A 20,991-nucleotide genomic window follows, 5' to 3' on the forward strand; every position below is an offset into this window, starting at 1 on the left:
TTGAAAGATGTTGACCTACTCCAGCAGCCCGTCGCGCCGAGCGACCGCGGCCGCCTCCGTCCGCGAGCGGACTCCGAGCTTCGCCAGGATGTTGGAAACATGCACGCTGACCGTCTTCTCGCTGATGTACAGCTCGCGCGCCAACTGACGGTTCGTCCGCCCCTCGGCCAGCAGCGCCAGCACCTCGGTCTCGCGAGCAGTCAACGCAGCTGAGCCGACCGGATCTGCGGCGCTGCCCAGCTCGTCGAGCAGCGGCTGCGCGCCCAGCCGGCGTCCGACCTCCGCCGCGAGCTGGGCCTGTTCGTTGGCGTCGGCGACTCGGCCGGCGGCTCGCAACGCCGCCGACAGCCGCACCCGCGACCACGCCTGCTCGATCACGAACCCGTACCCGAACGCGTCAGCAGTCCGCTGCCACGTCGCCACATGCTCCTCGGCCGTTGGCGGGTCGACATCGGCGAGCCACCGCAGCCGCTCCCACTCCGCCTCCAGCCGCGCCAGCCAAGCGATCCCCTCGACCCCGAGCACCCGCCCCGGCGGCAGACCCTTCTCCGCCGTCGCGTGCCCCTCGGCCAGCAGCTCCGCGCCCCGGGCAACCAACTCCTGCGCCGCCGAAGGCTCGCTCACCACCCGGTGGCACAGCAGCTGCATCCACAGCGCCGCAAACCGGATCTTCGCCATGTACCACTCGGTCTGGAACACGTACTCGAGCTGCGCCGACACCTCCGCGATCAGCTTCTCGCCCTCCGCGGCCTGGTCCAGCTGCCGGTACGCCTCGACCGCAGGCTGCAGCCCGATCAGCGGCAGCATCACGTCGAGCGACCACCACTTCCGCATCCCCTGCAGGTCCTCCGCGACCGACGTGTCACCCCGCCCGCCGCGCACCATCAGCCCCACGCTCCGCAGCCCGGCCGCCGCCGCGCTCGGCGTCATCGAGTCGGCCCGCGCGGTCTCCGCCGCCTCGTCCCACTCCCCGAGCGTGAACTGCGTCAACGCCAGCATCCGCCGAGCATCGAACCCGTACGCCGCCCACTGCCGCCCCAGCTCCCCGGCCCGCTGCGCGGCGTACTCCAGCGCCGCCTTCGCAGCGACCAGCTCACCCAAGTCGAAGTGGTTCGACCCCAGCAAATACCGGCTCCGCACCTCAGCCGCCGCGTCACCCGCCAGCTGCGCCCGTACGGCGGCCTCCTCCAGCTGCTTCGCCGCGGCCACCGGGTCCCCGGCGCGCTTCCGCAGCTGCGCCAGCGTGATCCCCGCGTCGCCGGCCGCGGACTCCTGCCCGACCTCGCGCGCGATGTGCAGCGCCTCGCGCGCCCACCGCTCGGCCTCCATCGGCCGGCCGAGCGCGTCGGAGACCCGCGCGTACAGCGCGATCACCTTCGCCTTGAACGCGCTCGCGGGCTCGTCCGCGACCAGCCGGAACGCCTGCGAGGCCGCCTCGTTCGCCTCCTGGTCGTGGTCGATCACCAGGCAGATGTCGGACAGCGGCAGCAGCAGCTCGGCGCGCTGCTTGATCGGCGCGTCCGCAGGCAGGTCGGCGAGCGCCTTGCGCAGCAGCTTGACCGCGCGCAGGTGCTGCGAGGAGAGCGTCGCGGCCATCGCGGTGTCGACGATCAGCCAGGTCCGGTCGACCGACGTGGCCGCGGGGTCGGCCGGGAACAGCTCGAGCGCCATCTCGTAGTGCTTCAGCGCCTCCTGCGGCGCGGCCACCGACAGCGCCTCCTGCCCGGCCCGGACCCGCGCCTCGAACGCGGTGACCAGGTCGTGCGAGCGCGTCGCGTGCCCAGCGAGCTCGGCCGCCGTACCGGCGACGGTCTGGTCCTGCAGGGCCTTCGCGTACGCCGCGTGCTGGCGGACCCGCTCACCCGGCAGCAGGTCGTCGTACACGGCCTCGGCCAGCAGGGCGTGGCGGAAGTAGTAGCTGGCGTTGCCGGGGTGCTCGATGATGTGCGCGTCGATCAGCTCGCGCAGTGCGGTCTCCAGCTCCCGGTCGGGCAGCCCGGCGACAGCAGTCAGCAGCTGGTGCGAGACGCGGCGCCCGGCGACAGCGATCACCCGGGCGACCTGGCGGGCGTCGTCGGACAGCGGGTCGAGCCGGACCAGCAGCAGGTCGGCCAGATCGGGCGGTACGGCGCTGCCGTCGCCCATCGAGGCCGCGGCGACCAGCTCCTCGGTGAAGAACGCGTTACCGCCGGCCCGGTCGAGGATGCGGCGCTCCTCGTCCTCCGGGAGCCGGTCGGGGAGCAGCGCGTTCAGCAGCGTGCGCGACTCCGCGGCGTCGAGCGGGTTCAGGTTGACCCGTCGTACGCGGGGATTGCGCGACCACTCGGCGATCGGGCGCCGCAGCGGGTGCCGGCGGTGCAGGTCGTCGCTGCGGTACGACACGATCAGCGCCAGCCGCTGCGAGGTCAGCCGGGTGAGCAGGAAACCGATCAGGTCCCGGGTGGAGTCGTCGGCCCAGTGGGTGTCCTCGACGATCACCAGCAGCGGTTCGCTGGTCGACAGCGCGGTCAGCGCACCCAGTACGGCGTCGAACAGCGCCGCCCGGTCGAGCGGACCGTCCTGCGGAACCGGCTGGGCCCCGATCAGCCGGTGCGTCGGCAGCAGCCGGCCGATCGCCGGGAAGTTGGTGAGCACACTCTCGACCAGGTCGGGGCGCTCGCCCGCGAGCCGGCCGAAGATCTCGCTGAACGGCAGGTACGGCAGCCCGGCGTCGCCGAAGTCGGTGCAGTGCCCGACCAGGACGCCGAAGCCGCGCTCGTGCGCGCCGGTCGCGACCTCGTCGAGCAGCCGGGTCTTGCCGACCCCGGCGTCACCGGACAGCAGAATGGCGCCGGCGCGACGCGTTCTGGCGTCGTCGACGGCGCTGAGCATGGCGGCCATCTCGGTCGAGCGGCCGACGAGAGGTGTCGAGGTCCAGGGCACGTCGTCCATCTTCGCCCCTGGAGCCGACACAAATCGACGGCAGCCCACCGTGGCCGCTTCTGTTGTGCGGAGAAATGGCTCGGAAATGGAGACGCCGTCCCTGACCTGTCGGGGGTCAGGGACGGCGTGCACGGCGGTCACGCGGCCGGGGTGGGTCGCAGGAAGCGGCGCGCGTTCCGCGAGGCCGGCTTCTGCTGCGCCGGCGCGGTGCGCTGCTTGCGGCTGGTCGCCCGGAAGTCGCGGGCGATCCGCTCACGGCGGTAGGCCGTCTCGGCCTGCAGGGTCTGTTCCGTGGTGAACATCATGGTGGTCTCCTCCTCTCAGGCGTTCCGGGTGAACAGGTGGAAAAGGTGCCGGCGGGAGCCGGAGCTCCGGTTCGCCCGGCGGAAGTCGCGGGTGAGGCGCTCGCTGCGGTAGCTGACCTCTGCCTTGACCGACTCGGTGGTGAACATCAGGTGCCTCCTGGGCAGTTGTTGTCTCGACTCGTTGTCGATGGCCCTAATCTGCGCGTCTGAGGAGGGGCGGCACATCGGGCTTCCTCCCTATCCGTGCGGATGGGGAGCCTTAGTACGGCGTACGCGGGACCTAGGGGATCCGGAAACGCAGCAGCGCGACCGGGTTCCGGGGAACCTCGGTCGCGCTGGGATCGGACTGGTCAGGGGGTGATCGGGCTCTCACACCGCGTGCCGCGCCCGCACCAGGTGCGGCCGGTGCACCGGCTTCACCGCCGTACGACGCAAGCGGCGGAACAGGCTCGGCCGCTGGTACTCGCGCCGCAGCAGCTCCTGCTTGTACGCGATCTCGGCCCGGGCAAAGTCGGGGCTGTAGGACAACATGCTGGCCTCCGGGGTTCGTCGATACCCCGACACTCCGCCGCTGAGGAGCGGCGGCACATCGGCACTACTCCCTAGACGATGCCGCAGGGAGCCTTAGGCAGCGCTCCGGTGCCTTAGGTGGGCCGGCTCGCGAGGTACGCGTCCAGCTCGCCGCGGGTGGGTCCGGTCGCGGGGCCGCGGCGCGTGACCGCGAGCGCGGCGGCGGCGTTCGCCTGCCTGGCGGCTTCGAGCGGCGTCGACCCGTTCGCGAGCCCGGCGAGGAACGCTCCGGCGTGCGCGTCCCCGGCGCCGTTCAGGTCCACGGCGTCGACCGGGAAGCCGGCCACTGGTTGCCCGTTCACCAAACACCCGTCAGGGCCCAGTCTCACGATCAGATTCCGCGAGCGCCGCTCCCGCAGAACCTCGGCCTCTCGAGCGTTGCAACTCACCCAGTCGGCGCGGTCGAGAGCGACCTCCAGCGCACCCGCCGGGATCTCCCCGACCAGCGGCCCCGGATCGAAGAACACCGCCCCGACGATCTGCGGAAGCCGCTCGACAAGCGTCGCCCGGTTGGCGGCGTGCAGCAGGCTGTAGCCCGAGACGTACACGAGATCGTCCGCCGTCGTCTCCGGCACCGCACTCAACGTCGCCTCGGCGCCCGGGCTGGTCACGAAGGTCCGCTCGCCCTCGCCGTCGACCAGCGCGACGACGAACCCCGTGTCCATCCCCGGATGCTGCGGCTGCGGAAACGCGATCCCCTCCCGCCGCAGGTCCTCCCGCGCCTGGTCCGCGAACGGCCCGGTCCCCAGCACCCCGCCGTACACGGTCTCCAGCCCGAGCCGCCCGGCCGCCGCCATCACGTTGAACCCACCACCGGTCGCCCGCTGCGTCGACCCCGCCAGCACGTCCCCACCGCGCTCGGGCAGGCGATCGACCGTCAGCACCAGGTCGATCACCGCGTTCCCGAGATGCACCAGCCTCATCGGAGCTCCAGCAGTTCGCCTGCCAACGCCTCCAGCTCCAGGCGATTGACGGCTGCGACCGTACGCCGTACGTCGGGAGGAAACGCCTCGACGCCGTGGCACGCCCCCACCACAGCCCCGGCGATCGCCGCGATCGTGTCGGTGTCTCCACCAACCGAAGCGGCGACCCGCACGGCCTCCCACGGATCCGTGAAGCCGTTGGCCACCGCAAATGCAGCAGGCACCGACTCCTGAGCGAGCAGGCTCGTCCCTACCAACTCATACAAGTTTTGTGTGGTCGGCTCCAAGGAGACTGCCCAGGCGATGCGGGCTGACACATCGGCCCCCGCGACCCAGTAACCCCGGTTGGCGGCGTCGCGTGCCGCGGCGACAGCTGCTGTGGTCGCCTCCGCGATCGTCGCGCCGTCCACTCCCGCGCTCACCGCAGCAGCCACCGCGGCGGCAGCCGACAGCGCCAACCCCGTGTTGTGCGTCGGCGCGCTCGCCGCAACCACTCGATCGATCAGCTCCGGTCCGCGTGCGGCGATCCCCACCGGGGTGATTCGCATGGCGGCGCCGTTCGTCGTACCGAACCGACCGGTTTCGGCGATGTTCCCACCTACGAGCAGCGCGTCGAGCGCCCGCTTGGTCGACGGGCCGAGCAAGTCCAGCGACCCCCGCGCGCGCATCTCGTCCTCCCACGCCAGCAACCGCCGAGCGAGCTCATGCCCGTCGACCACCCCGTTGCCCTCGACCACCAACCGCCCGAGCAGCAACGCCTGCTCGGTGTCGTCGGTGATCGCCCCCGCCGGCATCCCCGCCGCCAGCGGCTGGTCGTCAGGCGCAGGACGAAACCCGTCGATCACCTCGCCGTGCAGCTCGACAATGCGTGCCCGAGGCAACGATTGCGTCGGCATCCCGAGCGCGTCCCCGATCGCCAACCCGTACAGCGCCCCCACCGCCCGCGCCTCGACCGAGGTCATCGCGGCGTCTCGCCGTACGTCAAGCTCAGCTCGAAGTGCCGCGGATCCAGCAGGCTGTCCACCTGCTCGGCGAACTGGTTGTCCGCCGTCCAGCTCGTCCGGCGACTGTGCAGGAACCACGTGTCCTCCGGCCGCCCGAGCAACAAAGCCTCGTCCGGAGTCAACGGCCGAGCCCGCAACCTCTGCTCACCTTGCGCCAGATGCACCCCGGCGTTCGTCAGCGTCGAGATGATCGACCCGTCGTCCAACCCCCGCTCCGGCAGGTCCCGCAGCGCCTCGATCGCTGGCAACGTGCTCCGCTCCAGCGAGATTGCCTCACCATCCACCAGCGAGCGGATCCGCTCGACCACGATCACCTCGGCAGAATCCAGCTCCAGCTGCTCCGCCAACTCCGGATCCTCGTCCAGCTCCAACCGCAGGACCCGCACCGACGTCTCCACCCCGTGCTCGGCCAGCGCATGCGTCCACCCCAGCGGATCGTCCAACGGCCGCCCGTCGAACAGTACGAACGACCCCTTCCCCGTCCGCGTCGCGATCAGCCCGTCCGCGGTCAGTACGGCGAGCGCCGACCGCACCGTGTTGCGACTCACCCCGAACCGCCGCGCCAGCTCCACCTCACCCGGCAGCCGGTTCCCGTGCCCGAGGCGCCCCGACCGGATCTCCCGGGCCAGGATCGCGGCGATCCGCTCGTGCTTGAGGGTGACGCCGGACGTCACTGGCCGAGACCGCCCGCGGTGCGCAGCTGGTCGACGGTGACGATCTCCAGCATCGGCGCGTACAGCCGCATGATGTCGATCGCCTTCCGGTGGCTCTCCTCGTCCACCCCGGCGCACGCGTCCTCCACGACCTGGACGCGCGCCCCGCCGTCGACCGCCGCAAGCGCGGTCGTCAGCACGCAGCAGTCGGTCGTCACGCCCGCGAGCACCAGCCGCCCGTCCGGCGCGACGGCGTCGGCGAGCTCGCGGCCCCATTTGCTGAACGTCGGCTTGTCGAGCGTCGGCGCTCCGTGGAACTCGTCGACGAGCTGGTAGGCGTACGAGTCCGGTGGTTGCAGCGCGAACGGCCACTGCTCGTAGTACGGGATCCAGGAACCGGTCGGTTCCCCGGTGGGTGCGACGAAGCGGGTGAAGATCACCTGCGGCGCGAACAGCTCGACCAGTTCCTGGGTCGGCTTGATCACCCGCTGGAAGTCCGGGGTCGCCCAGCCACTCTCGGGTTCGGCGAAGATCTTCTGCAGGTCGATGAGCGCGAGCACCACGTCAGTTCCCCCGTACGCCGGTCCGCCGCTGCCCGGCGTACCAGCCGATCAGGGCGACCAGGAACGACCCGGCCAGCGCGAGCAGGACGCCGAGGTTGGCGAACGCCCAGGCGCCCTGCTTGCCGCCGAGGCCGAGCGGGTCGAGCAGGTAGCCCTGCCAGGTCAGCCAGCTCGCGTTGCCGTTCGTGACCAGGCCCCAGCCGATGCCGGTGGCAACGATCATGGTGGCGATCGGCAACCACCGGACGTCGCCGTAGCGGCCGCGGCGGTCGAACAGGTCGGCCTCGGCGTAGTCGCCGCGCCGGGTCGCGGCGTCGGCCAGCATGATCCCGCACCAAGCCGCGACCGGGACGCCGAGCGTGATCAGGAAGCCCTGGAACTCGAGCAGGAACTGGTCGCCGAAGAAGACCACGTAGATGGTCCCGGCGATCATCACCAGGCCGTCGATGAAGGCAGCGACGTACCGGGGGACCGGTACACCGAGCGACAGCAGCGCCAGGCCGGACGAGTAGATGTCGAGCACCGCGCCGCCGACCAGGCCGAGCACGGCGACGATCACGAACGGCACCAGGAACCAGGTCGGCAGCGCCTGTGCGAGCGCGCCGATCGGGTCGCCCGCGATCGCCGTACTGAGGTCGGCGGACGAGCCGGCCAGCAGGAGGCCGAAGATCAGCAGCACGATCGGCGCGAGCGCGGCGCCGAAGGTGGTCCAGCCGACGACGCCGCGGCTGGACGCCGTCCGGGGGAGGTAGCGGGAGTAGTCGGCGGCGGCGTTGACCCAGCCGAGGCCGAAGCCGGTCATCAGGAAGACCAGGGCACCGATCAGTTCCTGGCTGGACCCGCCGGGCAGGGCCGAGACAGTGCTCCAGCTGACCTGGTCGGCGACGAGCGCGATGTAAACGACAGTGAGTACGCCGGTGACAACCGTGATGACGGTCTGCATTCGCATGATCAGGTCGAACCCGAGCACGCCGCAGGCAACGATCAAGGTGCCGACGACAACGAGCGCGACGACCTTGGTGACCGCGCCGCCGCCCCAGCCGAGGCGCTCGAACACGGTCGCTGTCGCGAGCGTGGCGAGGATCGTCAGCACGGTCTCCCAGCCGACGGTCAGCAGCCACGAGACCAGCGACGGCAGCTTGTTGCCTCGCACCCCGAACGCGGCTCGGCTCAGCACCAGCGTCGGCGCCGATCCGCGCTTCCCGGCCAGTGCGATCAGGCCGCAGAGCAGGAACGAGAACACGATCCCGACCACGCCGGCCACCACGGCCTGCCAGAACGAGATCCCGAACCCGAGCGCGAACGCGCCGTAGCTCAGACCCAGCACCGAGACGTTCGCGCCGAACCACGGCCAGAACAGATCCCGCGGCCGGCCCTTCCGCTCGGCGTCGTCGATCACGTTCAGCCCGTTGCTCTCCACCGCGAGTGCCCGGACCTCCACCCCACTGTCCACCTGCTCGGCCACGGCCGTCTCCCACCTGAGAGTGAACCTGTTCAGTCCTGTTCACTCAGGCTAAGTCGGGGGTTTGGGGCGGTCAAGGAGATTGCGCCGGGTTGACCTAGAGCGCGGTCTAACTCGTAGCGTCGAGTGGGTCGTCGGGTGAGAGGGAGTTGTGGTGGATCGGTTCGCGGGGAAGGTCGCGGTGGTGACCGGAGGTGCGCACGGGATCGGGCGGGCCACGGCGTTGCGGTTGGGCGCCGAGGGGGCGGCGGTCGTGGTGGCGGATGTCGATCTGCCGGCTGCTGAGGAGGTCGTGGGCGAGCTGGGTGCCAGTGCGATGGCGGTCGCGGGTGATGTGACCAGCCGGGAGTCGGTGGAGGCGGCGATCGCCGCTGCCGTCGAGCGGTTCGGGCGGCTCGACGTACTGGCGCACGTTGCCGGGCACAACCTCGCGAACCGGGAAGCGGTCGAGCCGGGGGACGGGCAGTGGGTGAGGCAGTACGACTTCACGTTCGTCGGGGCGGTCCGGTGTATCGAGGCGGCGCTGCCGCATCTCGTCGAGTCGGGGGCGGGCGCGGTGGTGCTGGTCGGCTCGATCAGCGGAGTCGTCGCGCTCGGCACCAACCCGTACGCCGCCGCGAAGGCGGGACTGATTAGCCTCGTCAGCAATCTCGCGGCTGAGCATGGTCCGACCGGCGTTCGCTTCAACGTGGTGGCGCCGGCGACGATCGCGACCCGGGCGTTCGACAACCGGCCGGAGGCGCTGGAGGAGCTGAAGGCGATCTACCCGCTCCGCAGGGTTGGCCGGCCGGAGGACGTCGCGGCCGCGGTCGCGTTCCTGGCGTCGGAGGACGCGGGGTGGATCACGGGGATCACGCTCCCGGTGGAAGGTGGCCTGACCACCGGGCCGGGGCATCTGATCGGATGAGCCTTCGTGGGGAACCCGGCGGGAGGTGCTCGCCGGGGTGGTTCGGAGACTAGGCTGACGCCATGGCTGATCACGCGGTGCACCTGCCGATGCCTTCGGTGCGGCCGGCTGTGGGGGCGCTGGCCAAGCTGGCGCCCGAGCCGGTGCGGTACCTGCTGAACTGGGGGCGCAAGTACTCGCTCTGGGTGTTCAACTTCGGGCTCGCCTGCTGCGCGATCGAGTTCATCGCCGCGTCGATGGGCCGGCACGACTTCATCCGGCTCGGTGTGATCCCGTTCGCGCCCGGCCCGCGGCAGGCCGACCTGATGGTCGTCTCGGGCACCGTCACCGACAAGATGGCGCCGGCGATCAAGCGCCTGTACGACCAGATGCCGGAGCCGAAGTACGTGATCTCGTTCGGCTCCTGCTCGAACTCCGGCGGCCCGTACTGGGACTCGTACTGCGTGACCAAGGGCGTCGACCAGATCATCCCGGTCGACGTGTACGTCCCCGGCTGCCCGCCGCGGCCGGAGGCGCTGCTGCAGGGGATCCTGAAGCTGCAGGAGAAGATCGCCGGCGAGAACGTGACGAGCCGGTACGAGCCGTCCGCGCAGGCGCTGACCCGCGGATTGGTGAAGCCCGAGTGAGCGACGAGCAGAGCGGTCAGCCCGAGGGTTCCGCGAGCGGTGCGCCCGCTCCGGAGCCGTCGGCCGGGCCTGCGGCCGAGACCGCTCCCGCCCCCGCGCCCGAGGGGAGTGAAGCTGCAGCGCTGCCGGAGGCTGGTGGGCCGGGGCACATGGTTTCCGCGCTCACCGACGCGGGGATCGCCGCGACCGGGTCGGACAGCTTCGGGGTGCAGACCGTCGACGTACCGGTCGAGGCCTGGGTGGCCGCGCACGAAACGCTGCGCGACGTCGTCGGGCTGACCTTCTTCGACTTCCTGACCGCGAGCGACGAGCTCACCGACGGGTTCCGGGTGGTGACGCACCTGGCCGACTTCTGGGGTGGCGCGCACGTCGACCACCTGCTCGTGCGCACGCTCGTCCCGCGCGACGGTGCCGCGCTGCCGACACTGTCCGAGGTGTACGCCGGCGCGAACTGGCACGAGCGCGAGACGCACGAGATGTTCGGGATCGACTTCCCCGGGCACCCGAACCTCGTCCCGCTGCTGCTGCCCGACGAGTTCGAGGGGAACCCGCTGCGCAAGGAGTTCGTGCTCGCCTCCCGCGTCGCGAAGCCCTGGCCCGGCGCGAAGGAGCCCGGCGAGTCGGACCACGCCCCGAAGACCGGTGCCCCGTCGCGCCGCCGGACGCTGCCACCGGGTGTCCCCGACCCGGAGACCTGGGGTCCGCGAGCGCCTGGCTCGCCCGATCCGGACCCGCTCGCGCCGGCGCAGGCGGCGTCCACGCCAGCGCGCCCGAGAAGAGCAGGAGCCGCAGGCGAGCGCCGTACCCGCAAGCAAGCTGCCCCGGAACCACCTACCGAGGGCTGATGAAGCTCTCGGAGTGGTCCTCCACCCACTGCTTGTAGGTGCGGCCGGGGTTTCCGGTGAGGTCTGTGACCGTGGTGGTGACCGGTTCCGGATTGGTGACGAGCGACTGCCAGTACGCCACCGACGCCTCAGCCAAGGCTTCGTCCGCCCCCAGATCGAGCATCGCCTGACGGGCCTCCGCCGCGGACTCCTCCTCCACCCGCAACGACCTCCCGAGCACGGCGGCGATGGTCGCCACCTGCTGCTCCTGCGTGAGCACTTCCGGTCCGGTCAGCTCGTACGACCGCCGGGCATGCCCCTCCTCCAGCAGCGCCAGTACGGCGACGTCCGCGATGTCGCGCTCGTGGATCAGCGACCGCCCGGCTTTCGGCGACGGGATGCGGACGACGTCCCCGCCGGCGATCTGCTCCGCCCACCCGAGCGTGTTGGTCGCGAACCCACCAGGCCGGAGGAAGGTCGAATCCGTGTCCGACTCGGCGAGGAGCTGCTCGACCGTCGCCCACACACTCGCCGGACTGTCCGCAGCGCTGAGCGCCGACAGGTAGACGACGCGCCCGACCTGCTCGGTCAGCGCGGCGACGACCGGCTCGGCTCCCGCCGCGTCGAAGGACGGCCAGAGCAGGAACGCCGCGTCGACGCCCGCGGCGGCCCGGCGTACGACGGCCGGGTCGTGGAGGTCGCCCTGCACGACCTCGACCGCCGCCGGGAGTGACGGCGTACGGACGAGTGCGCGGACGTCGGCGCCGCTCGACAGCAGGCCGTCGACGACGGGCCGGCCGACGTTCCCGGTGGCCCCGGTGACCAGAATCATCTCTTGCTCCTTCGCTCGGTGACGGCCAGCCTTCGGCCTCAACAATGGTTGAGGTCAAGCCGGAGTCGGTAGGGTGCGCACATGCTCGAGTTCGTACTGCGGGTCGTCGGCGTGCTGGTCGCGTTCCTGGTCGCGCCGCTGGTGGTCGGTCAGGCCGAGCACAAGGTGATGGCGCACATGCAGTCGCGGCTCGGGCCGATGTACGCCGGTGGCTTCCACGGCTGGGCGCAGCTGGTCGCGGACGGGGTGAAGTTCGTCCAGAAGGAGAGCGTCACACCGGCGGCCGCGGACAAGCGGGTGTTCGAGTGGGCGCCGATCGTCGCGATCCTGCCGTACATGGCGGCGCTGGCCGCGATCCCGATCGCGCCCGGCATCGTCGGCGCGGACCTCGGCTCGGGGCTGTTCTTCGTGCTCGCGGTGATGAGCATCGGAGTGCTCGGGTCGCTGATGGCCGGCTGGGCGAGCGGCAACAAGTACAGCCTGCTCGGCGGGCTCCGGGTCGCCGCGCAGCTGATGAGCTACGAGCTGCCGTTCGTGCTGTCGGCGGCGAGCGTCGCGGTCGCGGCCGGGACGCTGAGCTTCACGGGCATCGTGCACGAGTGGAACCCGTGGTGGTTGCTCTGGCAGCTGCCTGGTCTCGTCGTCTTCTTCATCGCCGGGCTCGCCGAGCTGCAGCGGCCGCCGTTCGACATGCCCGTGGCCGACTCCGAGGTGATCTTCGGGCCGTACACGGAGTACACCGGGCTCCGGTTCGCGCTGTTCCTGCTCGCCGAGTACGCCGGGATCGTGGTGCTCGCGGCGCTGACCACCGTGCTGTTCCTCGGTGGGTGGAGCGGCCCCGGGCCGGACTCGATCGGGTGGATCTGGTCGCTGCTGAAGGTCGCGATCGTCTCGCTGGTGGTGATCTGGGTGCGGGTCGCGTTCCCGCGGCTGCGCGCCGACCAGCTGCAGAAGCTCGCGTGGCAGGGCCTGGTGCCGGTGGCGCTGCTCCAGCTCGCGCTCACCGGCATCGGCGTGGTCGTCTTCTTCTGAGCCGGACGTGCACCACCCACTAACCTCGGCGTCGCGGCCTCGCTCACGCCTGAGAAGGGCTGGAAAGCGGGCTCTGTGAGGGGTTAGTGGGTGGTGGGCGTCCGGGCTCAAGGCGTGGCGAGCGCCTCCGTCGGGGAGAGCCGCGACGCGCGGATCGCCGGGTACAGCCCCGCGACGCCGCCGATCACCAGCGTCGCCGCGACGCCGTCGGTGACGGCCCAGAGCGGGATCACCGTCAGCCAGCCCTGGTACGCCGCGTAGACGGCGGTGACGCCGCTGCCGAGCGCGGCGCCGCCGAGGCCGCCGAGGGCGGACAGGAGCAGCGACTCGGTGAGGAACTGGGTCCGCACCTGCCCGCGGGTCGCGCCGAGCGAGCGCCGCAGGCCGATCTCCGCGCGGCGCTCGAGGACCGAGATCACCATGATGTTCGCGACGCCGACCCCGCCGACCAGCAGCGCGACCGCGCCGAGGCCGAGCAGCAGGCCGGTGAACGCCTCGCCCGCGGCCTGGCGGGCGGCGAGCGCGTCGGAGGGACGCGAGACCTGGACCTCGTTCGGCGCCTCCGGGTTGGCCGTCGCGCCGAGCACCTCGCGGACCGCCTCGACCTGGCGTTCGGCCGAGCGGGTGTAGATCTTCGTCGGGTGCCCGTCGAAGCCGAGCGCCGTACCGGCCGCGGGCCAGCCGATCAGCGCGGCCGAGTCGAGCTCGGGGGCGAGCGCGGCCGGGGCCAGGACGCCGAGGACGGTGAACCACTCGTCGCCGATCAGGATCTGGGTGTCCGGGCCGGCCCGGGTGATCCCGAGCCGCTCGGCCGCGGCGGCGCCGAGCACGGTCGCAGGGAAGGAACCGGTCGCGGCGTCGAGCCACTTGCCGCTGCGGATGGTTGCGCCGATGGTGGCGAGGAGATCGGTGCGGGCGGCGTACGGGACGATGCCGTTGGTCTCGACGACGGGGATCTTGTTCGTGCGGTAGACGTTCGCGTCGTCGACGCGGCCGATCGCGGAGTGGGCCTGGACGGGGGCGATCCGGCCGACCATGCTCTCCGCGGCCATCGGCAGCTCGGCCTGCTCACCGGTCAGGCGGGTGCCGGGCTCGACGGTCAGGAGATTGGTGCCCAGGGCATCCAACGTGGAGTCGAGCTCGGCGCGTGAGGAGGACGAGATCCCGACCACGGAGACCATCGCGGCGATCCCGATGGCGATGCCGAGAGCGGAGAGGAAGGCGCGGAGCGGACGGGTCTTCAGGCCGACCGCTCCTACTTTCAGCACGTCCCCCGGCCACAGTCGCGCTGGCTGCAGCATCACCGCACCTCCTTCGTGATCAGGCCGTCTCTCATGTGGATCTGGCGGGGGAGGGAGGCTGCGATGTCCTGGTCGTGGGTGATGATGACGACGGTCGTGCCGGTGGTGTTGAGGGTGTGGAAGAGGTGCATGACGCCGGCGCCGGAGTGGGAGTCGAGGGCTCCGGTGGGTTCGTCGGCGAGGAGGATGGCGGGGTCGCCGGCGACGGCTCGGGCGATGGCCACGCGTTGGCGTTCGCCGCCGGAGAGCTCGTGGGGTTCGTGGTCGAGGCGGTGGGTGAGGCCTACGCGGTCGAGGGCGGCGCGGGCGCGGCGGCGGCGTTCGCGGGGGCGGAGGCCGGAGTAGAGGAGGCCGTCGGCGACGTTGTCGACGGCCCGTACGCCGGACGCCAGGTGGAACTGCTGGAAGACGAAACCGATCCGGGTCGCGCGGAGAGCGGACAGCCCGGCGTCGGACAGGCTGGCGACGTCGTACGAGTCGATCCGGACCGAGCCCGAGGTCGGGCGGTCCAGGGTGCCGAGGACGTTGAGCATGGTCGATTTGCCGGAGCCCGAAGGGCCGACGATCGCGAGCAGTTCGCCGGCCTCGATCTGCAGGGAGACGCCGCCGAGCGCGGTGACCCCGCCGGGGTACACCTTCGTGACCGCGTCGAGGGTGATCACGAAGGCACCCCCACGAGGTCGCCGGCCTTGAGGCCAGGGCCGGTGATCTCGACGCGGCCGCCGGCGAACAAGCCGGTCTTCACCGGCACATAGCGCGAGCCATCCGCGTCGCTGACCTCCACCCCGAAGCCACCTTCGGTCAGCGCCAGCAGCGCCGCGACCGGCACCGTCAGCACGCCCTTCCGCTCGGCCGCCACGAACGTCACGTCGACGGCCGCCGTCGGGTACGCCGCCAGCGCTTTCTGGTTGCTGATAGCAACGATCACCTCGAGCTCGGTGGTCGGCTCCTGGTCCTGGCCGGTGGCCGGCACGATCACCGTCGACACCTTCTCGACCTTGCCCGGCACCGTGCTGTCGTCCGGCAGCCCCACCGTCACCGCAGCACCCACCTTGGCCAGCCGCAGGTCAGCCGCCTCCAGTCGCACCGTCACCGCCTTCCGTGTCCCGCTGTAGGTGAGCACTGTCTGCCCCGGCCCGACCGGAGCGCCAACACGCGCCTGCACGCTGTCCACCCGCACCGGCCCGGCAGCAAAGACCACCTGTCCCAGCTCAACGGCACCGGTCTCCGGCAACCCCCTGTCCTCCTGCCACTCCTCCACCGCCGCAGCAGTGTTCGCCGTGTACTCGTCGTCCACCGTGAACCCGTCGTACCCGAGCGCCTGCAGGTTCTGCTCGAGCTGCAGCACGTCCTGCCCTTCGCTGTCGACGTCCAGCCGCCGGTACGCCGGCAGTGCGCCGTACAGGAGAGTCGTCGGCGCGTTGTCGACCGAGTAGAGCGTCTGGCCGCGGTGGAGCTGCTGCCCGCTCTCCGGCAACGCGGTCGCTGTCCCAGCGCGTCGCCCGGCCACAGTGCTGGTCGTGCCATAGCCCAGCTCGCCGTCGGCTGACTCGGTGTCCTTCAGCGTCTGCTGCGTGATCTTGGTCGTGCTGAGTGGCGCCGCCTGGTCCACGGCCTGGCTGCTGTCGGTCCTGGTCAGCAGTACGGCGCTCAGCACCCCACCAGCCGCCAGTACGGCGGCCGCCGTCCAGGTCGTCCGTGTCCTCACTGGCCCGCCAGCACGCTCTGGCAGGCAGCCTGCGCCTTCTCCAGGTCCGGGTCGGAGCCGGCCTCGCGGTCGATCATGATGCCGCGCTGACCCGGCTTCGGGTCCGGGAACTTCTCGACGCCGTTCTCCCGCATGCAGGCGGCGAACTTGCGCCCGCGCTCCTCCTGCTCCGGGTTTGGACCGGCGTCGCCCTGCGGGCTGTACTTGCGGCACTCCTCCATCGCCTTGTCGACCTGCTCGCGGCTGAGCCCGGACTCCGGCCCGACCTTGAGCTGGATGCCCTTGCCCGGTTCGGGATCGGCGATGTCGAGCCCGTGCTCGCGCAGGCACTGGGCGAACTTCACGCCCTTCTCCTCCTGGCTCAGGTTCTCCGGAGCCGGCTCCGAGGAGGAGCCGCTGCTCGGGGTGGTGCCGCCGGAGGCGACCTGGCTGGTCTCCGGCTCCGAGCTGCAGCCGGTCAGGGCGAGGCCTGCCGCCAGGACGATCGCGGCCAGGACGGACTGTCGTTTCATGAGTGCTCCTCAGCTGGTGGTTCAGTGCGCACCAGCCAAGCCAGCGGGCCGTTTCGCGGCCGTTTCCAGCTCCGCAAACACGGAGGAAACACCGCCGTCGGGGATGATGGCGAGGTGCGGGTACTCGTGGTCGAGGACGAACCGTTGCTGGCGGCAGCCATCGCGGAGTGGCTGCGCGGCGAGTCGCACGCGGTGGACGTCGCCGGCGACGGCGGTGCCGCGCTGGAGCGCCTGAGCATCAACGAGTACGACGTACTGGTGCTCGACCGCGACCTCCCGGTGGTGCACGGCGACGACGTCTGCCGGCAGCTGGTCGACTCCGGCTCGCCCACGAGGGTCCTGATGCTCACCGCGGCCGCTGCTGTCCCGGACCGGGTGGAGGGGCTCGGACTGGGTGCCGACGACTACCTGACCAAGCCGTTCGCGTTCACCGAGCTGGCGGCGCGCGTGCTGGCGCTGGGGCGTCGCAGCAGGCCCGCTGACCCACCTGTACTGCGCAGAGCGGGTCTGGCGCTCGACCCAGCGCGGCACGAGGTGTTCCGCGACGGCCGCTACGTGCCGCTGTCGAAGAAGGAGTTCGCCGTACTGGCTGAGCTGCTCAGGGCGGACGGTGCGACGGTGTCGGCCGAGCAGCTGCTGGAGAAGGCCTGGGACGAGCACGTCGACCCGTTCACCGGAGCGGTGCGCCTGACCATCCTCAAGCTACGACGGAAGCTGGGTGAGCCTGGAGTGGTGGAGACAGTGACCGGCGTCGGGTACCGGATCCCATGAGCCTGCGGACGCGGCTGACGCTCATCTACGGCGGGTTGTTCATGGTCGCCGGGGTGCTGCTGCTCGGCGTCACGTACCTGCTGTTCAGCCAGCAGCTCGGCAAGGACCAGCGGGTGCTGATCCGCGGCACGGTCCAGAACGGCGCCGGCCAGAACGGCGCGGCTCCCGGTCCGAGCACCTCGGAGATCGAGCGGATCATGCAGGACCAGCGCCGCGAGGTGAAGGCCGCCGCCACCCAGTCTCTGCTGGTGCAGGGCGGCATCTCCCTGCTGCTGGTCGGTGGGTTCGCCGCAGGTTGTGGCTGGATCGTCGCGGGCCGGGTGCTCGCCCCGCTGCACCGGGTCACCGACACCGCCCGCCGCATCGCCGCGGCGCCCGCCGCTGGTCGCGGCTTGCACGAACGCATCGCGCTCGACGGCCCGGACGACGACGTGAAGAACCTCGCCGACGCCTTCGACACCATGGTCGAGCGGCTCGACCAGTCCTTCGACGGCCAGCGCCGGTTCGTCGCCAACGCCTCCCACGAGCTTCGTACGCCGCTGACGCTCGGCCGTGCGCTGGTCGAGATCGCGATGCACCGCAAGAGCGCGTCACCCGATGTGCGGCAGCTCGGCGAGACGCTGCTGGAGATCAACACCCGGCACGAGCAGCTGATCAGCGGCCTTCTGGTGCTGGCCGACTCGGAGAAGGAGCTGACCGCGGTCTACCCGGTCAACCTGGCGGACGTGGTGACGCACGTGGTCGCGCAGCTGACCAGCGAGGCGACAGCGGCCGGCGTACGGGTGACTGCTGAGGCGGGGGACGCTCCGACGCTCGGGGACGCGCTGCTGCTCGAGCGGTTGGTGCACAACCTGGTGGAGAACGCAGTGCGGCACAACGCGGACGACGGGTGGGTGCGGGTGACCAGCCGCGTGGTGCCGGGGGAGCGGGTCGAGGTGGAGGTGAGCAACACAGGGCCCGATGTGCCGCCGTACGAGGTGGAGGGGCTGTTCAAGCCGTTCCGGCGGCTGGGCGCGGACAGGTTGGTGGGGGCGCGTGGAGCTGGGCTGGGCCTGTCGATCGTGCGGTCGGTGGCTGAGGCGCACAGCGGGACAGTGCGGGCTTCGCCGCGCGGTGGAGGCGGGCTGGAGATTGTGGTGTCGCTGCCTGTCGATCCGGGCTGATGCTGTTCGTGTAGTGGGTACAACACTCACCAGGAGGTCGTGATGACGCAGTACCTGCTCAGCATCTACCAGCCGGACGGCGTGGTGCCGGACGACGAGTTCCTGGCGCCTCTCATGGAGCAGCTGTCGGTCTGGAACGACGACCTGCGCAAGGCCGGCGCCTGGGTGTTCAGCGCCGGGCTGCACCCGCCGGAGGCCGCCACCGTGGTGCAGCAGCAGAGCGACGAGATGCTGGTGACCGACGGGCCCTTCACCGAGGGCAAGGAGCACGTCGGCGGCTTCACGATCATCGACGTGGAGGACCTGGACGCGGCGCTGGTCTGGGCGCGGCGGCTGGCGAAGATCCTGGTCGCGCTGGCGGTGGAGGTCCGTCCTGTTGCCGGTTGACGTCGCTGCGGTCTTCAGAGCCGAGCACGGGCGGGCGGTTGCCGTACTCGCGCGGTCGTTCGATCTCGACGTGGCCGAGGACGCGGTCCAAGAAGCATTCACCAAAGCGGTCGAGCGCTGGCCGGAGCAGGGCCTGCCGCCCAGCCCGGCCGGCTGGATCATCACGACCGCCCGCAACCGCGCGATCGACCGCCTCCGCCGGGAGGCCGCCCGCGAGGACAAGCAGGCCCAGGCGGCGCTGCTGCACGCCCAGCACGAACCAGTGGAGGAGGGCCCGGTGCACGACGACCGCCTGCGGCTCATCTTCACCTGCTGCCACCCGGCGCTGGCCCTGAACGTCCGGGTCGCGCTGACGCTCCGCCTGCTCGGCGGACTCAGTACGGCGGAGATCGCGCGCGCCTTCCTCGTCCCGGAGCCGACGATGGCGCAGCGGCTCGTCCGGGCCAAGGCGAAGATCCGGACCGCGGGCATCCCGTACCGGGTCCCGTACGACGCCGACCTGCCCGAGCGGGTGCGCGGCGTACTGGCTGTGGTCTACCTGGTCTTCAACGAGGGGTACGCCGCCTCCACCGGCGAGGACCTGGTCCGCAGCGACCTCTGCGAGGAGGCGATCCGGCTCGGCCGGCTGCTGGTCGAGCTGATGCCTGACGAGCCGGAGGCGGTCGGCCTGCTGGCGCTGATGCTCCTCCAGCACTCCCGCACCCCGGCGCGCACGTCAGCAGGCCGCCTGGTTCCGCTGCCCGAGCAGGACCGGCAGCTGTGGGACCAGCAGCTCATCGCCGAGGGCCAGGACCTGGTACGCCGCTGCCTGCGTCGCGACCAACCAGGTCCGTACCAGCTCCAGGCAGCGATCAACGCCGTCCACAGCGACCCGCCGACGGACTGGTCCCAGATCGTCCAGCTCTACGACCACCTGCTCGCCCTGACCCCCACACCGGTCGTGGCACTCAACAGGGCGGTCGCTGTCGCCGAGCTGCGCGGCCCGGCCGAGGCGCTCGAACTGATCGAGGCGTTGGACCTCGGGAGCTTCTACCTGTTCCACGCCATCCGGGCCGACCTGCTGCAGCGGCTGGAGCGCCTTGAAGAAGCGAAAGCGGCCTGGCAGGCCGCACTCGAACTGACCGAGAACGCCGCCGAGCAGGAGTTCATCAGACGACGGCTGACCTGAGGCTCCGTACTCCGCAACGACCTGATCAGGTACACCACCTAGAGTCAGGGCTCATGGAGCTGATCTGCGAGGTGGAGCCGCCGACGAGGCCGGACCTGAAGAAGGTCCGGCACCAGATCGGCGTGCTCAGCCCGATCGCCGACGGCTTCCTGATCCCCGACAACCACATCGGTCGCGCGACCGTGTCCAGCGTCGCGGTCGCGAACGAGGTGCAGGCGATGGGCGCGCGTGGCATCGCCTGCCTCAACTCCCGGGACCGGAACCTGCTCGGCTTTCGTCGTGATCTGCTGACGGCCGCGGCGTACGGCGTGGAGCAGTTCCTGTTCGTGCACGGGGACGAGCCGAGCGAGGGTGGGCGGACCAGTCAGCTCACCGTGCGGACGATGATCGAGGAGACCCGCGCGACCAGCTTCCCGGGGCTCGGGCCGTTTCAGGTCGGCGCGACCGCGCGGCTCGGGAAGGTGCCGGTCTGGAAGAAGGAGGCGGACTTCCTCTACCTCCAGGTCAGCTTCGATGTCGACGCGCTGCTGCGCTGGCGCGAGAGCGTCGACCTGACCATCCCCGTGTACGCCGGGGTGATGGTGCTGGCCAGCGCCAAGATGGCCCAGAACCTCGCCGGGCTGCCGCAGCTGGCGATCCCGGACGCGCTGGTCGAGGCGGTCGACCAGGACCGCGACGCCGGGGTCGCTGCGGCCTGCGAGCAGGTGCTGAAGATCCGGGACAGCGGCGCCTTCGAAGGCGTCCACCTGGTGCCGGTCAGCCGGTACCGGGAGGTAGCAGCACGGCTCGAACGCGAACTCTGACGCCTGCTCGCGGCGTAACCGGGCGGGACCGGTTAGTGTCAGCGGTCAGGGACTACGGACGGAGGAGGCGTGGCACTACCCGGCAAGGGGCTGATCGACGGGCTGAAGGTCACCGCGAAGACGCTGGCCCGCCGCTCCGTCACCGAGCAGTACCCGGACGTCCAGCCTGAGCTGCCGCCGCGCAGCCGGGGTGTGATCGCGCTGATGGAGGAGAACTGCACCTCCTGCATGCTCTGCGCGCGCGAGTGCCCGAGCTGGTGCATCTACATCGACTCCCACACCGAGACCGCGCCGTCGGTCGGTGAGCAGGCCCGTGAGCGCAGCCGGAACGTGCTGGACCGGTTCGCGATCGACTTCAGCCTCTGCATGTACTGCGGGATCTGCATCGAGGCCTGCCCGTTCGACGCGCTGTTCTGGTCGCCCGAGTTCGAGTACGCCGAGACCGAGCTGCGCAACCTGACCCACGAGAAGGACCGGCTCCGGGACTGGATGTGGACGGTCCCCGCGCCGCAGTCGATCGACCCGGGCCCGACGGTCACCGAACCGGCCGGGAGC

At 71.1% G+C, this 20,991-nt stretch carries 23 protein-coding genes and 1 pseudogene; 10 read left to right on the forward strand and 14 right to left on the reverse strand.

Annotated features, from left to right (window positions below):
• Nucleotides 1–15: 15 nt before the first annotated feature.
• The 9 genes from AB0M01_RS22195 to AB0M01_RS22235 all read right to left on the reverse strand — a co-directional run bounded on the left by AB0M01_RS22195 (nucleotide 16) and on the right by AB0M01_RS22235 (nucleotide 8,405).
• Nucleotides 16–2,931: an AAA family ATPase gene (locus AB0M01_RS22195; protein WP_363672317.1), complete on the reverse strand. Its 2,916-nt coding sequence runs from the start codon at nucleotides 2,929–2,931 to the stop codon at nucleotides 16–18.
• A 128-nt stretch (nucleotides 2,932–3,059) separates the two neighbouring features.
• Nucleotides 3,060–3,227 (reverse strand): hypothetical protein, encoded by a 168-nt coding sequence (locus tag AB0M01_RS22200; protein WP_363672319.1) that lies wholly within the window; start codon nucleotides 3,225–3,227, stop codon nucleotides 3,060–3,062.
• 15 nt (nucleotides 3,228–3,242) lie between these two features.
• Nucleotides 3,243–3,374 carry a hypothetical protein gene (locus AB0M01_RS22205; RefSeq protein WP_363672321.1) on the reverse strand — a complete coding sequence of 44 codons (132 nt, stop codon included), beginning with the start codon at nucleotides 3,372–3,374 and terminating at the stop codon, nucleotides 3,243–3,245.
• Nucleotides 3,375–3,596: 222 nt separating this feature from the next.
• Nucleotides 3,597–3,758, reverse strand: coding sequence for a hypothetical protein (locus AB0M01_RS22210; RefSeq protein WP_363672322.1), 162 nt, complete (start codon nucleotides 3,756–3,758; stop codon nucleotides 3,597–3,599).
• A gap of 113 nt (nucleotides 3,759–3,871) precedes the next feature.
• The gene (locus AB0M01_RS22215; RefSeq protein WP_363672324.1) at nucleotides 3,872–4,720 is read right to left on the reverse strand and encodes a PfkB family carbohydrate kinase; all 849 of its coding nucleotides are present in this window, start codon (nucleotides 4,718–4,720) and stop codon (nucleotides 3,872–3,874) included.
• Nucleotides 4,717–5,682: an ADP-ribosylglycohydrolase family protein gene (locus AB0M01_RS22220; RefSeq protein ID WP_363672328.1), complete on the reverse strand. Its 966-nt coding sequence runs from the start codon at nucleotides 5,680–5,682 to the stop codon at nucleotides 4,717–4,719. The genes AB0M01_RS22215 and AB0M01_RS22220 overlap by 4 nt, the downstream gene beginning before the upstream one ends.
• Nucleotides 5,679–6,398, reverse strand: a complete 720-nt coding sequence (locus AB0M01_RS22225; RefSeq protein WP_363672330.1) for a GntR family transcriptional regulator — start codon at nucleotides 6,396–6,398, stop codon at nucleotides 5,679–5,681. The genes AB0M01_RS22220 and AB0M01_RS22225 overlap by 4 nt, the downstream gene beginning before the upstream one ends.
• Nucleotides 6,395–6,940, reverse strand: coding sequence for a cysteine hydrolase (locus AB0M01_RS22230; RefSeq protein WP_363672332.1), 546 nt, complete (start codon nucleotides 6,938–6,940; stop codon nucleotides 6,395–6,397). The genes AB0M01_RS22225 and AB0M01_RS22230 overlap by 4 nt, the downstream gene beginning before the upstream one ends.
• 1 nt (nucleotide 6,941) lies before the next feature.
• Nucleotides 6,942–8,405, reverse strand: a complete 1,464-nt coding sequence (locus AB0M01_RS22235; RefSeq protein WP_363672334.1) for a cytosine permease — start codon at nucleotides 8,403–8,405, stop codon at nucleotides 6,942–6,944.
• A gap of 151 nt (nucleotides 8,406–8,556) precedes the next feature.
• Between AB0M01_RS22235 and AB0M01_RS22240 the strand changes: the two genes are divergently transcribed.
• The 3 genes from AB0M01_RS22240 (at nucleotide 8,557) to AB0M01_RS22250 (ending at nucleotide 10,780) form a co-directional block, all read left to right on the forward strand.
• Complete coding sequence (locus AB0M01_RS22240) at nucleotides 8,557–9,309, forward strand: SDR family oxidoreductase (protein ID WP_363672335.1); 753 nt, start codon at nucleotides 8,557–8,559, stop codon at nucleotides 9,307–9,309.
• 62 nt (nucleotides 9,310–9,371) lie between these two features.
• On the forward strand, nucleotides 9,372–9,935 hold the full coding sequence (locus tag AB0M01_RS22245; RefSeq protein WP_363672337.1) for an NADH-quinone oxidoreductase subunit B family protein: 564 nt from the start codon (nucleotides 9,372–9,374) through the stop codon (nucleotides 9,933–9,935).
• The gene (locus tag AB0M01_RS22250) at nucleotides 9,932–10,780 is read left to right on the forward strand and encodes an NADH-quinone oxidoreductase subunit C (protein ID WP_363672339.1); all 849 of its coding nucleotides are present in this window, start codon (nucleotides 9,932–9,934) and stop codon (nucleotides 10,778–10,780) included. The genes AB0M01_RS22245 and AB0M01_RS22250 overlap by 4 nt, the downstream gene beginning before the upstream one ends.
• Here the strand turns inward: AB0M01_RS22250 and AB0M01_RS22255 are convergent.
• A complete protein-coding gene (locus tag AB0M01_RS22255) occupies nucleotides 10,767–11,591 on the reverse strand; it encodes an NAD(P)H-binding protein (RefSeq protein WP_363672341.1) in 825 nt (274 codons plus the stop codon). The two genes, AB0M01_RS22250 and AB0M01_RS22255, sit on opposite strands and share 14 nt — an antisense overlap.
• An 81-nt stretch (nucleotides 11,592–11,672) precedes the next feature.
• Here AB0M01_RS22255 and AB0M01_RS22260 point away from each other — a divergent pair, with 81 nt between their 5' ends.
• Nucleotides 11,673–12,623, forward strand: a complete 951-nt coding sequence (locus tag AB0M01_RS22260; protein WP_363672343.1) for a complex I subunit 1 family protein — start codon at nucleotides 11,673–11,675, stop codon at nucleotides 12,621–12,623.
• 107 nt (nucleotides 12,624–12,730) lie between these two features.
• Here the strand turns inward: AB0M01_RS22260 and AB0M01_RS22265 are convergent, their stop codons facing one another.
• The 4 genes from AB0M01_RS22265 to AB0M01_RS22280 are packed head-to-tail and all read right to left on the reverse strand — an operon-like array spanning nucleotide 12,731 to nucleotide 16,144.
• Entirely contained in the window at nucleotides 12,731–13,924 is a 1,194-nt protein-coding gene (locus AB0M01_RS22265; protein WP_363672345.1) for an ABC transporter permease, read from the reverse strand.
• Entirely contained in the window at nucleotides 13,924–14,586 is a 663-nt protein-coding gene (locus AB0M01_RS22270; protein WP_363672347.1) for an ABC transporter ATP-binding protein, read from the reverse strand. The genes AB0M01_RS22265 and AB0M01_RS22270 overlap by 1 nt, the downstream gene beginning before the upstream one ends.
• Complete coding sequence (locus AB0M01_RS22275) at nucleotides 14,583–15,632, reverse strand: peptidoglycan-binding protein (protein ID WP_363672349.1); 1,050 nt, start codon at nucleotides 15,630–15,632, stop codon at nucleotides 14,583–14,585. Before AB0M01_RS22275 ends, AB0M01_RS22270 begins: the two co-directional genes overlap by 4 nt.
• Nucleotides 15,629–16,144, reverse strand: coding sequence for a hypothetical protein (locus AB0M01_RS22280; protein ID WP_363672351.1), 516 nt, complete (start codon nucleotides 16,142–16,144; stop codon nucleotides 15,629–15,631). Before AB0M01_RS22280 ends, AB0M01_RS22275 begins: the two co-directional genes overlap by 4 nt.
• Nucleotides 16,145–16,258: 114 nt before the next feature.
• Here AB0M01_RS22280 and AB0M01_RS22285 point away from each other — a divergent pair, with 114 nt between their 5' ends.
• The 6 genes and pseudogenes from AB0M01_RS22285 to AB0M01_RS22310 all read left to right on the forward strand — a co-directional run.
• On the forward strand, nucleotides 16,259–16,915 hold the full coding sequence (locus AB0M01_RS22285) for a response regulator transcription factor (protein ID WP_363672353.1): 657 nt from the start codon (nucleotides 16,259–16,261) through the stop codon (nucleotides 16,913–16,915).
• Complete coding sequence (locus tag AB0M01_RS22290) at nucleotides 16,912–18,078, forward strand: HAMP domain-containing sensor histidine kinase (RefSeq protein ID WP_363672355.1); 1,167 nt, start codon at nucleotides 16,912–16,914, stop codon at nucleotides 18,076–18,078. Before AB0M01_RS22285 ends, AB0M01_RS22290 begins: the two co-directional genes overlap by 4 nt.
• Nucleotides 18,079–18,120: 42 nt before the next feature.
• On the forward strand, nucleotides 18,121–18,465 hold the full coding sequence (locus AB0M01_RS22295) for a YciI family protein (RefSeq protein WP_363672357.1): 345 nt from the start codon (nucleotides 18,121–18,123) through the stop codon (nucleotides 18,463–18,465).
• A complete protein-coding gene (locus AB0M01_RS22300) occupies nucleotides 18,455–19,633 on the forward strand; it encodes an RNA polymerase sigma factor (RefSeq protein WP_363672359.1) in 1,179 nt (392 codons plus the stop codon). The genes AB0M01_RS22295 and AB0M01_RS22300 overlap by 11 nt, the downstream gene beginning before the upstream one ends.
• 53 nt (nucleotides 19,634–19,686) lie before the next feature.
• Nucleotides 19,687–20,436, forward strand: coding sequence for a methylenetetrahydrofolate reductase (locus AB0M01_RS22305; protein WP_363672361.1), 750 nt, complete (start codon nucleotides 19,687–19,689; stop codon nucleotides 20,434–20,436).
• Nucleotides 20,437–20,640: 204 nt separating this feature from the next.
• Nucleotides 20,641–20,862 (forward strand): annotated as a pseudogene (locus tag AB0M01_RS22310) (4Fe-4S binding protein); the annotation flags it as partial.
• Nucleotides 20,863–20,991 lie beyond the last annotated feature (129 nt).

Origin of the sequence: Kribbella sp. NPDC051770 (genome assembly GCF_040681455.1) — a bacterium.
In the GTDB taxonomy this organism is placed as follows: Bacteria; Actinomycetota; Actinomycetes; order Propionibacteriales; family Kribbellaceae; genus Kribbella.